The following is a 13657-nucleotide window of genomic DNA, read 5'->3' on the forward strand; positions in this document are numbered from 1 at the left end:
GCATGAACGCACGGATGCTAACGTGGCAGGTGGGTCAGTTTTAGATGATCATAACCCACCCAGGTGGGTCACTTTTGCATGCCGATTCACAGCCGCCAATGCAACTCCGACAGATCCGGCGTCCCTGAGGGTGCGCATGGTCCATGTCTTTTCGGTCGTTTCAGTCCTGTCGCCCCCCAGACCTTCCAAATCCGGGTCACCGGAACCTGACGGAGCAGACAGAGAAATCCGAAGAAGCCGGGGTCACGTGAGCCATGCATGAAATGCATAGCGGGATGGATTGGTAAAAATGCGGCAGCGCAGCAATATGGGTGTCACTACGATCCCACCCGCCTTGATCACGCGACGATACGAAAGACCAGACGATGTATCATATGCCAACCCAGCCCGAACTCGACACGATAATCATGGAGGCGCGCCGTCAGCGGGCCCTGTTGATCAGGAGCCTTGTGCGCCGGCTTTTCAACCGCAAGCCCGCGGTTGTCGTCACCCCGGCGCATTGACGGAGTGTCCTGCGACGAGACCGGGAAAGACGGTCAGCCGCGAGAGCGACTGGCCGTTTTTCGTGTATCGCTAGGACGTCGCGAATATGGCCGGTCATGCCGGTTGCTCTGCCACGCTCACGCAGCCGCGGCCCCTTGATGCAAGTCCGTCAGGACCTCGGCCGCGATCTCGAACGAGCGGAGCCGGGCGCCCTGGTCTCAGATCATTTCGGGCACCATCAGATCGTCCGGTCGGAAGGTGTCGATCAGTCGGCGCAGCCGGTGTCTCACCGTTGCAGCAGAGCCTGTGACCGAGCATGACAGGGCCTGCTCCAACTCGGCCAAGACCGGCGCCGGAATCTCGCGATCGCTGTGGCGGATCGGACGCGGAAGCTTGCCGGGTCGGCCAGTGATCAGCCGCGCGAAGGCGAGCAGTTGCGAGGAACTCAGGAACGCCGCCTCGCCATCGGTCTCGGCCGTGCAGAGCCCGGCTGCCATCATCACATGCGGTTTTTCGAGGCGATCAGAGTGTCGGAACGTTCTACGGTAGATCTCCAGCGCCTGTTCCAGCATGGCCGGGGCGAAATGCAACGCAAAGGCATAGGGCAGGCCCAGATGGGCGGCCAGCCGCGCGCCTTAGAGACTGGACCCGGGGATCCAGACCGGGACATGGGTGCCGGCCCCGGAAATGGCGCGCACCAAGGCCGTGTCGGGCATGTCGCCGAAATACCCATGCCGAGCTCGATCCGCCCCGGATGGAGCGTTGCGAGGGTACCGAATTGCTCGGCAATCACCAGCGGCGCATGGTTGTGCAGCATGATGCCGCCGGACCCGATCCGCATCGACCGGGTCGCGGCGGCCACGTGCCCGATCACCACGGAGGTTGCCGCGCTGGCGATCCCCGGCATGTTGTGATGCTCGGCCAGCCAGAAACGGTGATATCCAGCGTGCTCAACCGACCGGGCGAGATCGACGGTGCCGGCCAGCGCATCAGCGGCCGTTTTCCCCTAGGGGATGGGGGGACCGATCGAGAAGCGAGAAATTCTGCATGAGGCCTCCGTTGGGTGGAAGGCAATCATCGCGCGAGGTCAGTCCAAATCCGTCTGACTTGACGCGCCGAACCAGCAAAGCCGGGAGAGCACCGCGGATCGCGGCGAGGACTGGATGGACGTCCACGTCTCGCCGGACCCCATGAGGTTCCATGCGGTTTACGATTTTCACCCCAAATCGCGTTTGCCTGACGCGCGGGAACAATCGTTACAAACTCAGCCTTCATAAGTGTAAATTATCCTACTTAACAAGACACGCCTTTTGCGCTACAATACAACCGCTGGGATGTATTGCCCCGGCGAATTTAATCAGTGAACTCACTATAGATAACGCCTGTTGGGCGATCAATTTTGATTACTGGAGAAATCTCATGCTTTTATTCAAGCTCTCAAGGCGAACCTGTCTCGCTTCAATCTCCCTTGCCAGCGCCCTTTTGCTGGGCGCGACCACCTCGGCACTGTCCCAAGGCATCAACCTGGCCGACTGCAAGGGGCTCTGGTTTTCCACTTCGGAAGATTTTCTGTCCCAGGGGCGGGATTTGCCGGGTGGACCCGTCGTATCGGATGGTGATCTGCTCGCGCATCAACTGGGCGGGGGTACCCGGATCTGTGCCCGGAACGAAGAACTGCTACGGGTTTTCGATATAGAGCGTTTCGATCACGGGCTCGACGCGGTGGACCGGATATTCATCGACGAAGGCGCCGTCTTCATTGCGTTCTCGACCGAAATCGACTCGGTCAACGGGGCCGGGCAATTCACGGCGGGCGATCTTCTTTTCGGCAATGGGGGCGTGATTCCGAACAACGCCTTGCTGGTGAAGTTCGATCTCCCGCGGAGCCTCAACCTCGGCCTCGATGCCGTGCATATCACCGGAAGTGCGAGTGGCAAGCGTGAACTGATGGCGCGCGTGCGTCAGACACCAGTGCAACGGTTGCGTGAAAATCCCGATCTTCTGATCGAGATCCTGGAGGCCACGAGGACTGACATCCTGTTCTCGACGGAAGGGACACCGCCCGAGGTGCAAAAGCCGCGTTTCCTCGATGGCGATTTGCTGTCGGCATTGAATGGCACGATTGTGCGATCCAACAAGGACTTGTTGCCGGCCGTGCCGTCCGGCCTTCCGCAGGATGGTGTCGATTACGGGCTGGATGCGTATACGCCCGCAGTCGATCCGCTGGAGCAGGTGCCCACCGAACTTTTCTCGACCGAGATCCAGATCAAGGAGGGTGCCTTATCGGATGGCGATGCGTTGAATGTCGGGCCTGCGCCGTACCTCCGGAATATCGACCTTATTGCACCGCTGCAGCCGCGCGACAGTGATATGGGGCTGGATGCCCTGTCCGCGGGCGAAGAAGACGTCGCGTGCAATTTCTATATCAACAAGGTCAGCGACATCGATGTGGCAACCATCAATCAGGGGACCGGGCTGTTCGGTGACCAGCGCCCTTTTGGCCGGGACATAAGCCTGGACGGGATCCTGCCGGGTCCGGCATGTCCGGAATACAACACGCATGAATTCCAGATACGGGTGTCCGTGAACGGTGGTGCGGAGGTTCCTCTGACCTATGCCGGGTTGAACTGGATGCGCGACGTGGGACCGACCTGCAACGACAACGATCTCTATGCAGAGGATCCCTCGGGCTGGATCGCGTTGACGGACTACTGGCGTTTCGCGGAATGCCCCGATCACGGCTTCCTGGGGGCGTGGCGTTCGACGACCGCACCGGGTGCAGTGAACGCCCGTTTCAGGATCGTGTTGAGAAACACCACCACGATGGCGGAAACGCCATCACCGACCTCGGTGTTCATCACGGTGGACAATGACAAGCCCGACCCCGTTGACATGAGCCTGTTCCTGCCAGGCTCTCCGCCGGTGCAGTTCGACAACCAGTGCAAGATCGACGGGATGGGCAATGATGTCATCATCGACATTCGCGGTGAAATCGCAGATGCGCATTTCTCGCATTATACGCTGTCCTGGAACGGGAATGGGAATGTCGGTGGACCGGTGCCGTCGACACAGGTGCAGAGCTGGCCTCCGGGCAGCGCGAGCCTGAACGATGTCGGCACGCAACCGCCCGCGACCGATGTCGCGCTTGGCACGCTCAACCTGACCCAGCAATGGGACCTGGAACTGGACGGGATCGACGACGACGATCCGCTGCCGGAATGCGGATATTCCATCAGGCTTGTGGCATGGGATCGGGCGCGCAACGGTGTCTTCAAATTCGGGCAGAATGACTGGTATCTGACCACCTCGAACTGGGAGGATTACGAGCAAAGCTTCTGCCTCATTCCCTGATCGCTGAGAAACGCGTATGCCAAGGCCCGCATCGCGGGCCTTGTGTCTTTTGCCGGTGCAGTCTGGAGCTTGTTCTCGAAGAAAACACCGTCTTTTCCTTGTGACTTCCAGCCGGCGATCCCGGTCGCCACGTTTATCGCCCCGTGAAAGGTGTCTCTGCAGGCATCCGATCCTTCGGCCTTGGCGCCAGGCCATGCGGCGCGTACGGTCGGCAGCAATGAAACGGGGTCCGGGGCAGTCATGAAACGGCGGTGAAAGAAAAATTCCGGGCCTTTCGCGTTGATGATCACCGAGGAGCCAATCGTGAAGCTGTCCTTTCGCCCTCGACGCAAGCCGATCGCCTTGGTCCGGGTTCCGTCGCCCAGCAACGGCTGGACGTTCCGGGATGGACACAAGGTCCGGGCGCGAAGCCTCGGGTTTTTCGTCGATCACATCGGGGAGGCGTTTTGGCGCCGACGACGCCCCGTGGCCAAAGCCCCCGAACGAAGGCGGATCTCGCCGTCTCGGCAACCGCGCCGTCACCTGCAGGCCGCACAGCGGACGTGTGGACAATCCGCCGCAGGATCGCCATCGTCGCGTCAATCAGCGCTTTCCGGTATGCGCGGTCTGCTCGTTTCCTCATCGGAGATTCCATGTTGCGTCACATCCTTCTGGCGACCGCCCTTGTTTTCGGGGCCGTCCCGGTTTCGGCCCAGAGTTTCAGCACACTGAGCGGTCATGCGCCCCTGGTGATCGCCCATCGCGGGGCGAGTGCTTACCTGCCCGAACACACCCTGGGTGCCTATGAACTGGCGATCCGGATGGGGGCGGACATCGTGGAGCCGGACGTGCAGCTGACCGCCGACGGCGCGCTTGTCGCGATGCACGACACCGACCTGACGCGCACCACCGACGTCGCCTCGATCTTCGCCCCGCGCAACGACGCCTACAACGTCTCGGATTTCACGCTTGCGGAAATCAAGACCCTGACCGTCACGCCCACGGGCCCCGCCTCGACTGACCACCTCGGGTTCACGCCCGGCAGTCGCGATGCGTTCAAGGTGCCGACGCTGCGCGAAGTCCTCGACTTCGTGACCGCGCATAATGCGGCCTCGGGTGACGCGATCGGCGTCTATCCGGAATCGAAGACCCCGAACCGGTCGGAACTGTCGCGCAAGATCGTGGACGCCCTGAACGCGGCCGGGTTCACGACCGCCGACCAGAGCACCTATTTGCAAAGCTTCAGCCACGCAGGGGCAGAGGAAATGGCGCGATATCAGAACACGCTCGGCATGGACCTGCCCGTTGCGGCACTTGGTGCCGCTGTCGGGGACAAGGGGGCGTTCGGCGTGCGCGATTACACCACGGACAGGACCAGCAGCCTCGAGGCGCTGGCACAGTTCGCCGGTGGCGTCGGCGTCTCGCTGGACAGCCCGTCCCTGACCGAGGACTTCATCGAGAGCGCCCATGCGCACGGGCTGGAGGTGCATGGCTGGACCTTCCGCCCGAAGAGCATCGCAGAGGCGAGAGCCCGGTTCGCCCCGTATTTCGCCATGGGGATGGACGCGGTGTTCACCGATTACCCGGACCTCGCGGTGCAGGTCAGAACGGAATTTGCCGAATCCATCCGGTGATCGCGACCCTGGTCGCTTCTCCGGAGCGGGGTGGCGCGCGCTCTGCCGTGATGACAGTTTGCGCACGGTCCCGACCGCCGGCCGCGTGGTCACGGGGATATCCTGACGCCGCCCCGGAGCCAAAGCTCTCGGTGCCGTGGCGATCCTCCGTGACCCGGCGCCCGAGAAACACCATCGGACACAAGCCGCGGAAAACACTCTGGCGTGACTGCCCGCCCTATGCCAGCAACGCGTGTTCAAAGGGAAAGCGCGAGAGCAGTTCGCCTCCGGTCTCGGTGATCAACACCTGCTGTTCGAGCTTGACGCCTTCGCCCTGATGCGCCTCGCCGATGAAGCTTTCGACGCAGAGCGTCATGCCCGGCCTGATCTCGCCGTCGTAACCTGCATCCGGGAAATCGCCGCGATGGTAGAGATAGGGGTATTCCCCGGTCATGCCGCAGCCGTGGGCCGAGAGGTAGTAGCGGTTGGCATGGTATTTCGCGGGAATGTCCCACGCCGCCTCGGCGTAATCGCGGAACGACAGGCCCGGGCGCAGGATCTCCAGGTTGTGATGCACCTGCTCATACGCCACCTTCTAGAGGTCGCGTTGCCGGTCTGTGGGCCTGTCCGGGCCGGCATGGAAGGTGCGCGAGAAATCCGAGTAATAGCCGTGGCAGCCCACCACGTCGGTGTCGAGTGCGATCAACTCGTTCGCGCCGATCCGCTTGTCGCCGGTCTCCTGGAACCAGGGGTTCGTGCGCGCGCCGGAATTGAGCAGCCGGGTTTCGACGTAATCGCCGTTCTGCGCGATGATCGAGCGATGCAGCACCGACCAGAGTTCGGCCTCGGTCAGGCCCGGGCGGATGGCGCCGCGCAGGTCGGCCACGCCGCGTTCGGTCGCGCGCAGCGAGGCGTTCACGCATTTCATCTCCTCGGCGGACTTGATGGCGCGCGCCATTTCCACGGGCTCCTGCGCATCCACGAGGTGCATGCCGGCCTCGGAAAGCGCGAGAACCGTGCCGCCGTTCATCCGCTCGATCCCCACCTTGGGTCTCTCGCCCACCAGGTCGCGCAGCGTCGCGGCCATCTCCCGCGCCCAGAGGGTCTCGCGCGCCGCGATGTCCGGGCCAGCGGCGACGAAGCTCGCGGTGACGGCGGGGCGCACCTCGTCGATCGTCTCGAGCCCGGCGGGCAGGTGCAGCGCGCCGGTGAACTCGTAAAGAATGCTGCGATCGGCGGTCATCAAAAGGTAACGCGACGGTCCGTTGCGCATGGAAAACACCTGCATGTTGCGCGCGCCGGTCGCATAGCGGATGTTGACCGGGTCCATCAGGATCACCGCGTCGATCCCGCGCGCCGCCATTTCCCGGCGCACCCGGCCCTGTCGCCAGGCACGCACCGCCACCAGATCGATCTCCGCGTCATCGGATGTGCGGTCGAGCAGCGCCAAGCCGTCCAGGTCGCTTCGGTCCGCGTGCCAATCGAATTCCGCCATGATCACCTCCGTCGGAAACGGCCTGTTGCAATCATGACGGTAGACGATTCAGGACGCGCTGTCTCATGTCCGTGCTGCGGGTCACCGACATCCCTGATCAGGCGGTCGCGCGCAGCCCGTCGCGGACAAGCTTGGAAAGCACACACCACCGCTCAAAAGCCACGGCCACTACGCCAAGTCCCTCTTTCAAAACGGCGTCGACCGCATCCGCAATCGCCCAAGAACCGATCCGCTGAACGCCATCGGACACCGGCGCATGATAACTCAGGAACACGAGAAAGTGGAGGGTGTCGTGTGTCGTGGCGGTCACCCGGTCAGGAAACGTCACCCACGCCATTGTAATCATTGTCGCATGAGAGAGTTCGAGCCCGTCATCACTCACCACACACTTTTCGCGATGTTTGCAGTCGCGCGTACGGTATCCCGGTGCCGGTTTTCGAGCCACGGTGTATGCTACGGGCTTTCGGGACAGAGGCAGCGCGCGAGCGGACTGGCCGTGCAGCCTGCGCCGCGGGTGCGCGCCGGTCGGTTGCGCCGCCCGCCGCTTTTGCCGGGTTTACTTGTCCGGGGTCTCGCTCGATTTGGCCGCCTTGGGTGGCGATGGCTGTGGGCTTTCTTCGGCCGTCCCTGCGGGCTGGGTGGGCATCTTGCGACGTCTCGCATTGCGGGCCCTGGCAGAACCGACCGGGGCGGGGCTCGCGAGGAATTCGGCGAGATCGAAGTCTGGCTTGATGGAGAACATGGTCATCGAAGATGCCTTTCATGGGCGGAGAGTTTCACGCCTGTGTGATAGACATAGGGGCGCAGAGCCGGATTTGTAAGGCCTGGCTGCTCACGCCGGGAAGATGCCGCGTTGCGAGCGTTGTGAAACAGGCCGTCGAGGGTGTATCATTAAGAAATGTGTTCCCATGCGACCCCCTCATGCGACCCCCTGCGGAGTGTCATTCCGACCAAGGAGATCCATAGTGCATCCGATACCTGCCGTCGCGGGTCTTCTCCTGATCGCCGGCCCGGCCTTCGCCGGGACATGGACCTGCAAGGTGCCTTACGACGAGGTCAACGGGGGCGGACGAGTCACCATTGCGGATGACCGCATGGTCTTCATCTCCGACTGGCCGCATCGCGACCCGGAAATCCTGACATGCATCCGGACACGCCTGACAAGCGAATGCATGTCGGCGGATCTTCTCGCGAACAGGCATGGCGGCGCGTCCGTCTTCACCAAGCTCTATTCCATCGTCTGGCAAGAGGAGGGCGGCCCTCCGACGACGATCACGACGCGGCAGATCTCGGCGATCTTCGAGGACCATGACGACGGCTACGCGCTGGCCGGGGCGTTTCCCGGCATCGGCTACACATTTCCCGTCACCGACTGCGACGCCGAGTGACCGGAGGCCGCACGGCAAGCTGCGGTGTCGGTACGTCCGGCCGTCGACAGGCCGCAGCGCCGCGTTATATCTCGTGCTGAAAAGGAGAAACGAATGGCCCTTTTGGTTCTCGTCGTCGTGACCGGCGTGATATTCTTGGTCGCCGACGCGGTCATGCTCTCGACCGTCATGAAGCCGATTTTCGCGTAGCACCTCGGCGATACGCTGCTGGACGGCATACGTCCCCTGCCGGCCGTGCTGTTCTACGTCATATACATGGCCGGCGTGGTCTGGTTCGCGGGTTGGCCCGCGCTGCGCGACGGCACGCCCGCGATGGCGCTCGTCAACGGCGCGATTCTGGGCTTCGTCGCCTATGGCACCTACGAGCTGACCAGCTGGACGGTGATGCGCGACTGGCATCCCTCGATGGTGGCCGCCGACCTCGCCTGGGGCGCGACGCTGACGGCAGTGTCCGCCTGGGGCGGGGTTATGGCCGCGCGGGCGATGGGCTGACCGGACGCTTTTTTTGGACCCACAGCCTGCCGTGCGCGACGGGACTGGGCACGATGTGACGGCCGGGTGCAATGCCGCCGGCAGCCGCTGCCCGGTCCATCCGGCGCCATGGGCGGCGGGCATGGGCATGCGAAGGGCCGCTGCAATCTCACGCAACGCCCCCCCCCCTGGGCTAGCGTTCTGCAGCGGGATCAGATGTCCAGCGTGTGTTCGCGTTCCCACCGGCTGAAATGGGTCACGAAGGAGTTCCACTCCTGCATCTTCATCTTGATGTAGGAGGCCGAGAACTCGGCGCCCATCGCATCCTTCAACGCCTTGTCCTTGTCGAATTCGCGGATCGCGTCGAGCATGTTGAGCGGCAGCTTGGGGGCGCCGCGCACCTTGTGGCCATCGGCATACATGTCGATGTCATGGCGCTTGCCCGGGTCGGCCTTGCTGCGGATGCCCGAGAGACCGGCCGCGATGATGACCGCCTGCAGAAGGTAGGGATTGGCCGCCCCGTCGGGCAGGCGCAATTCGAACCGCCCCGGGCCGGGGACGCGCACCATGTGCGTGCGGTTGTTGCCGGTCCATGTCACGGTATTGGGCGCCCAGGTCGCGCCGGACATGGTCCGCGGCGCGTTGATGCGTTTGTAGCTGTTGACCGTCGGGTTGGTGATCGCGGCCAGCGCGCTGGCATGTTTCATGATTCCGCCGAGGAAATGCTTGCCGCGCTCGGACAGGCCGACCTCGCCCGTGGGGCCGTCGCCGGCGCCGGCGAACACGTTGATTTTCGAGGCGCTGCCCGGGGCATCCCAGACCGAGATATGCGCGTGACAGCCATTGCCGGTCAGCCCCTCGACCGGCTTGGGCATGAAGGTGGCGCGGAAGCCGTGCTTCTCGGCCACCGACTTGGTCATGAACTTGAAGAACGAATGCTTGTCGGCCGTCCTGAGCACGTCGTCGAAATCCCAGTTCATCTCGAACTGGCCGTTCGCGTCCTCGTGATCGTTCTGGTACGGGCCCCAGCCCAGTTCCAGCATGTAGTCGCAAATCTCGCGGATCACCTCGTAGCGGCGCATCACCGCCTGCTGGTCGTAGCACGGCTTGGCCGCGGTATCGAACGGGTCGCTGATCTGGTCGCCTTCGGGTGTCAGCAGAAAGAACTCTGCCTCGACGCCGGTCTTGACGTGCAGGCCCTCTTCGGCGGCCTCGTCGATCAGGCGGCGCAGCACGTTGCGCGGGGCCTGTGCGACGTCCTCGCCTTCCATGACGCAATTTCCGGCGACCCAGGCGATTTCCGGCTTCCAGGGCAGCTGGATCACCGAGTCGGGATCCGGCACTGCCAGCATGTCGGGATGGGCGGGCGTCATGTCGAGCCATGTGGCGAACCCGGCGAACCCGGCACCGTCTTGCTGCATGTCGGCGATCGCCTGCGCGGGAACCAGCTTGGCGCGCTGTCCGCCAAACAGGTCCGTGAAGGAAATCATGAAGTACTTGATGCCTTTTTCCTGGGCCAGCTTTGCCAGATCAATCGTCATTCTTGTCCATCCCTGTTGTCTTGTTTTGTCATTCGGAAAAGGGGAGCGATCACATCTCGCCCCCCTTGCCGGTTGTTTCAGAAGTTCGCGCCATCCTTGCCCGGCCACCAGGCCGTACCGGCCAGCGGCACGCGCGCCATGGCCGCCGCCTCCATGGTGAGCGCGCAAAGATCCTCGGGTTCGAGGTTGCGCAGGTTGTTGTGGCCGCAGGCCCGCGCGATGGTCTGGGCCTCCAGCGCCATCACGTTGAGGTAGTTGCGCAGGCGGCGTCCGGCATCGAAGGGGTCGAGCCGGGCTTGAAGTTCGGGATCCTGGGTCGTGATCCCGGCCGGGTCCTGCCCTTCATGCCAGTCGTCATAGGCGCCCGCGGTGGTGCCAAGCTTCTGATACTCGGCCTCCCACTTGGGATCGTTGTCCCCCAGCGCGATGAGGGCGGCGGTGCCGATGGCCACGGCGTCGGCACCAAGCGCCATCGCTTTGGCCACGTCGGCGCCGCTGCGGATGCCGCCCGAGACGACCAGCTGAACCTCGCGGTGCACGTCCAGATCCTGCAACGCCTGAACGGCGGGCCGGATGCAGGCGAGCGTGGGCAGGCCGACATGCTCTATGAACACGTCCTGGGTGGCCGCTGTGCCGCCCTGCATGCCGTCGAGGACCACCACGTCCGCGCCGGCCTTGACCGCCAGCGCGACGTCGTAATAGGGGCGCGTGCCGCCGACCTTGACATAGATCGGCTTTTCCCAGCCGGTGATCTCGCGCAACTCCAGGATCTTGATTTCCAGATCGTCCGGCCCGGTCCAGTCGGGATGCCGGCAGGCCGAGCGCTGGTCGATGCCCTTGGGCAGATTGCGCATCTCGGCCACGCGGTCCGAGATCTTCTGCCCCAGCAGCATGCCGCCGCCGCCCGGCTTGGCGCCCTGGCCCACGACGATCTCGATCGCATCGGCGCGGCGCAGGTCGTCGGGGTTCATGCCGTAGCGCGAGGGCAGGTACTGATAGACCAGCTTGGTGGAATGGCTGCGTTCCTCGGGGGTCATGCCGCCATCGCCCGTTGTCGTCGATGTCCCAGCGGCCGAGGCGCCGCGGCCGAGCGCCTCCTTGGCGGGGCCCGACAGCGCGCCGAAGGACATGCCCGCGATGGTAATCGGGATGTCGAGCTCGATCGGGGTCTTCGCAAAGCGCGTGCCCAAGGTCACCTTGGTCTCGCAACGTTCGCGGTACCCTTCAAGCGGATAGCGCGATACTGACGCGCCCAGAAACAGCAGGTCATCGAAATGCGGCACGCGCCGCTTGGCGCCGCCGCCCCGGATATCGTAGATGCCCGTCGCCGCGGCGCGGCGGATCTCGGCATTGATCGGGTTGGAGAAGGTTGCCGACTGGATCGGGGCGGTCCGCGGGGGACTTTTCTCTTGGGTGTCTTTCGCAGTCATGGCTTCCTCAATACGCGTTGTCGATTTTGAAACTGTAGAGCTGGCGGGCCGAGCCGTAGCGCTTGAACTCCTCGGGCGTCGCGTCGCATTCGCCGCGAGCCAGGAGGTCGCGCAGGATCTCGATATGCTCGGGGCGCATCTCTTTCTCGATGCAATCGGCCCCCAGCGACTTGACCGACCCGCGCACGAACAGCCGCGCCTCGTAGAGAGAGTCGCCAAGCGCATCGCCGGCATCGCCACAGACGACGAGATTGCCCGACTGCCCCATGAACGCGGACATATGGCCGACATTGCCATGCACCACGATGTCGATGCCCTTCATCGAAATGCCGCAACGCGAGCTTGCATTGCCCTTGATGACAAGGGTGCCGCCACGCCCGGTCGCGCCGGCATATTGCGACGCGTCGCCGTCGATCACGACGGTGCCGGACATCATGTTCTCGGCCACGCCGGGCCCGGCGGAGCCGTGGACATGCACGGTCGCCAGCTTGTTCATGCCGGCGCAGTAATACCCCGTGGAGCCCATGACATCGACCTCGATCGGCGCGTCGATCCCGACGGCGATGGCGTGGCTGCCACGGGGGTTGACGATTTCCCACCGGGTCTGGTTGGTCTCGGCGTTCTGGGCGTGCAGCGCGGCGTTCAGAGCGCGCAGGCCGTTTGCTTCCAGGTCGTAGGTCTGCATTTACGCGGCCTTCTTGGTTGGGGTGGTGGTTTCACCGTGGCGCCAGAAATACACCGTGGCGGGTTCCGGCTCCCAGACGCGGGCGGCGTCGATCCCCGGCAGGTTGACCAGCGCGCGGTATTCGGACCCGAAGGCGACGTATTGATCGGTTTCCGCCATGACCGCCGGCTTGCAGGCAATCGGATCGCGGACGACGCCAAAGCCGTCCTTGGTGCCGACGACGAAGTTGAAGAACCCGTCGAGATCGTCCAGCGATTTCTCGAGCGCCTCGCCGAGGGTGGCGCCGTTGTTCATTTTCCAAGTGATGTAGGCGGCGGCGACTTCACTGTCATTCATGGTTTCGATGTGAACGCCCTCGCGGCGCAGCTTGCGGCGCAGCGCATTATGGTTCGACAGCGATCCGTTATGCACAAGGCACTGGTCGGCCCCGGTGTTGAACGGATGCGCGCCAAGCGTGGTGACCGCGGATTCCGTGGCCATGCGCGTATGGCCGATCCCGTGCGTGCCGGACATGGACGCGATGTCGAAACGCGCGGCGACGTCCCCGGGCAGGCCGACCTCCTTGTAGATCTCGAGCGTGTCGCCGAACGACATCACGCGCACCGAGGGCGCGACGGTCCTGAGATGCGCGCGGATCTCTTCGGCCGTGCCGGCCGGAACGGACAGAACCGCGTGCGTGTCGCGGCGCGTCAGCGATACCGGGCCGTTCACGAACGCCTGAACGGTCTCGGCGAGATCGGGGAAATCCGCGTCGGGGGCGTCGGATTGCACGGTCACCTTGGCGCGTGCCGCGACCGGGTCGCCGTAGATCGCGATTCCGGCGCTGTCCGGCCCCCGGTCCGTCATGGTGACCAGCATGTCGGTAAGCAAGGCGCCCAACCGGGGTTCGAGCGCTTTATCCTTCAGGAAGAGTCCAACAATTCCGCACATTTCAGGGATGCTCCGTGTTTTGGTCCTGCCCCGTTGCGGGGGCGCTATTGGCGAGTGCTAGCATTGCTGCACGACATTCGCAACTGAAATGAATAATATTTTACTGATAGGCAAGTAATCTTCACCCTCCGGTCGTCGCATTGCCGCGGGCAGCAAGCAGCAAGCTGTGCCGATCACGCGGGCGGTCAATCTTCGGCCGGGGTCATGAAACCGTCGTTCACGCCGCCGCGGCATCCCGACAAACTGCCGAAAACGTGACTGTTGGCATCCGGGCGTCAAGCGCGGATATCC

Annotated in this window: 10 protein-coding genes and 3 pseudogenes; 4 read left to right on the forward strand and 9 right to left on the reverse strand. The window is 63.6% G+C overall.

Translation table 11 applies throughout. The features are described from left to right. Positions 1-620 precede the first annotated feature (620 nt). Positions 621-1532: pseudogene (locus V8324_RS12010) on the reverse strand (LLM class flavin-dependent oxidoreductase). A gap of 370 nt (positions 1533-1902) precedes the next feature. On the opposite strand from V8324_RS12010, the gene V8324_RS12015 reads away from it, so the two are divergent. Beyond that, positions 1903-3834 carry a hypothetical protein gene (locus tag V8324_RS12015; RefSeq protein ID WP_336420172.1) on the forward strand — a complete coding sequence of 644 codons (1932 nt, stop codon included), beginning with the start codon at positions 1903-1905 and terminating at the stop codon, positions 3832-3834. On the opposite strand, the gene V8324_RS12020 is transcribed toward V8324_RS12015, so the two are convergent. Then, the gene (locus V8324_RS12020) at positions 3804-4202 is read right to left on the reverse strand and encodes a hypothetical protein (protein WP_336420173.1); all 399 of its coding nucleotides are present in this window, start codon (positions 4200-4202) and stop codon (positions 3804-3806) included. The two genes, V8324_RS12015 and V8324_RS12020, sit on opposite strands and share 31 nt — an antisense overlap. A 264-nt stretch (positions 4203-4466) precedes the next feature. Here V8324_RS12020 and V8324_RS12025 point away from each other — a divergent pair, with 264 nt between their 5' ends. Next, the gene (locus V8324_RS12025) at positions 4467-5447 is read left to right on the forward strand and encodes a glycerophosphodiester phosphodiesterase family protein (RefSeq protein WP_336420174.1); all 981 of its coding nucleotides are present in this window, start codon (positions 4467-4469) and stop codon (positions 5445-5447) included. A 217-nt stretch (positions 5448-5664) separates the two neighbouring features. Here the strand turns inward: V8324_RS12025 and V8324_RS12030 are convergent. From V8324_RS12030 to V8324_RS12040, 3 genes and pseudogenes are all read right to left on the reverse strand, one after another. Next, a pseudogene (locus V8324_RS12030) lies at positions 5665-6921 on the reverse strand (M24 family metallopeptidase). A gap of 97 nt (positions 6922-7018) precedes the next feature. Further along, the gene (locus V8324_RS12035) at positions 7019-7258 is read right to left on the reverse strand and encodes a hypothetical protein (protein WP_336420175.1); all 240 of its coding nucleotides are present in this window, start codon (positions 7256-7258) and stop codon (positions 7019-7021) included. Positions 7259-7477: 219 nt separating this feature from the next. Then, positions 7478-7669, reverse strand: coding sequence for a hypothetical protein (locus V8324_RS12040; protein ID WP_336420176.1), 192 nt, complete (start codon positions 7667-7669; stop codon positions 7478-7480). 217 nt (positions 7670-7886) lie between these two features. Here V8324_RS12040 and V8324_RS12045 point away from each other — a divergent pair, with 217 nt between their 5' ends. Beyond that, on the forward strand, positions 7887-8309 hold the full coding sequence (locus V8324_RS12045) for a hypothetical protein (protein WP_336420177.1): 423 nt from the start codon (positions 7887-7889) through the stop codon (positions 8307-8309). A 201-nt stretch (positions 8310-8510) separates the two neighbouring features. Continuing rightward, positions 8511-8801: pseudogene (locus V8324_RS12050) on the forward strand (DUF2177 family protein); the annotation flags it as partial. 191 nt (positions 8802-8992) lie between these two features. Here the strand turns inward: V8324_RS12050 and glnT are convergent. From glnT to V8324_RS12070, 4 genes are all read right to left on the reverse strand, one after another. Continuing rightward, entirely contained in the window at positions 8993-10321 is a 1329-nt protein-coding gene (glnT, locus tag V8324_RS12055; RefSeq protein ID WP_336420178.1) for a type III glutamate--ammonia ligase, read from the reverse strand. Positions 10322-10398: 77 nt separating this feature from the next. Further along, complete coding sequence (locus V8324_RS12060; protein WP_336420179.1) at positions 10399-11751, reverse strand: FMN-binding glutamate synthase family protein; 1353 nt, start codon at positions 11749-11751, stop codon at positions 10399-10401. 7 nt (positions 11752-11758) lie between these two features. After that, the gene (locus V8324_RS12065) at positions 11759-12436 is read right to left on the reverse strand and encodes a GXGXG domain-containing protein (protein ID WP_336420180.1); all 678 of its coding nucleotides are present in this window, start codon (positions 12434-12436) and stop codon (positions 11759-11761) included. Continuing rightward, a complete protein-coding gene (locus V8324_RS12070) occupies positions 12437-13366 on the reverse strand; it encodes a class II glutamine amidotransferase (protein WP_336420181.1) in 930 nt (309 codons plus the stop codon). Positions 13367-13657 lie beyond the last annotated feature (291 nt).

The sequence above is a fragment of the Roseovarius sp. D22-M7 genome, from assembly GCF_037083785.1.
In the GTDB taxonomy this organism is placed as follows: domain Bacteria; phylum Pseudomonadota; class Alphaproteobacteria; order Rhodobacterales; family Rhodobacteraceae; genus Roseovarius.

What these genes read in the sequence shown, in the direction of transcription:
- V8324_RS12015 (WP_336420172.1), top strand. Translation starts at nt 1,903, where the DNA reads ATGCTTTTATTCAAGCTCTCAAGGCGAACCTGTCTCGCTTCAATCTCC.
- V8324_RS12025 (WP_336420174.1), top strand. Translation starts at nt 4,467, where the DNA reads ATGTTGCGTCACATCCTTCTGGCGACCGCCCTTGTTTTCGGGGCCGTC.
- V8324_RS12035 (WP_336420175.1), bottom strand. Translation starts at nt 7,258, where the DNA reads ATGGCGTGGGTGACGTTTCCTGACCGGGTGACCGCCACGACACACGAC.
- V8324_RS12040 (WP_336420176.1), bottom strand. Translation starts at nt 7,669, where the DNA reads ATGACCATGTTCTCCATCAAGCCAGACTTCGATCTCGCCGAATTCCTC.
- glnT (WP_336420178.1), bottom strand. Translation starts at nt 10,321, where the DNA reads ATGACGATTGATCTGGCAAAGCTGGCCCAGGAAAAAGGCATCAAGTAC.
- V8324_RS12060 (WP_336420179.1), bottom strand. Translation starts at nt 11,751, where the DNA reads ATGACTGCGAAAGACACCCAAGAGAAAAGTCCCCCGCGGACCGCCCCG.
- V8324_RS12065 (WP_336420180.1), bottom strand. Translation starts at nt 12,436, where the DNA reads ATGCAGACCTACGACCTGGAAGCAAACGGCCTGCGCGCTCTGAACGCC.
- V8324_RS12070 (WP_336420181.1), bottom strand. Translation starts at nt 13,366, where the DNA reads ATGTGCGGAATTGTTGGACTCTTCCTGAAGGATAAAGCGCTCGAACCC.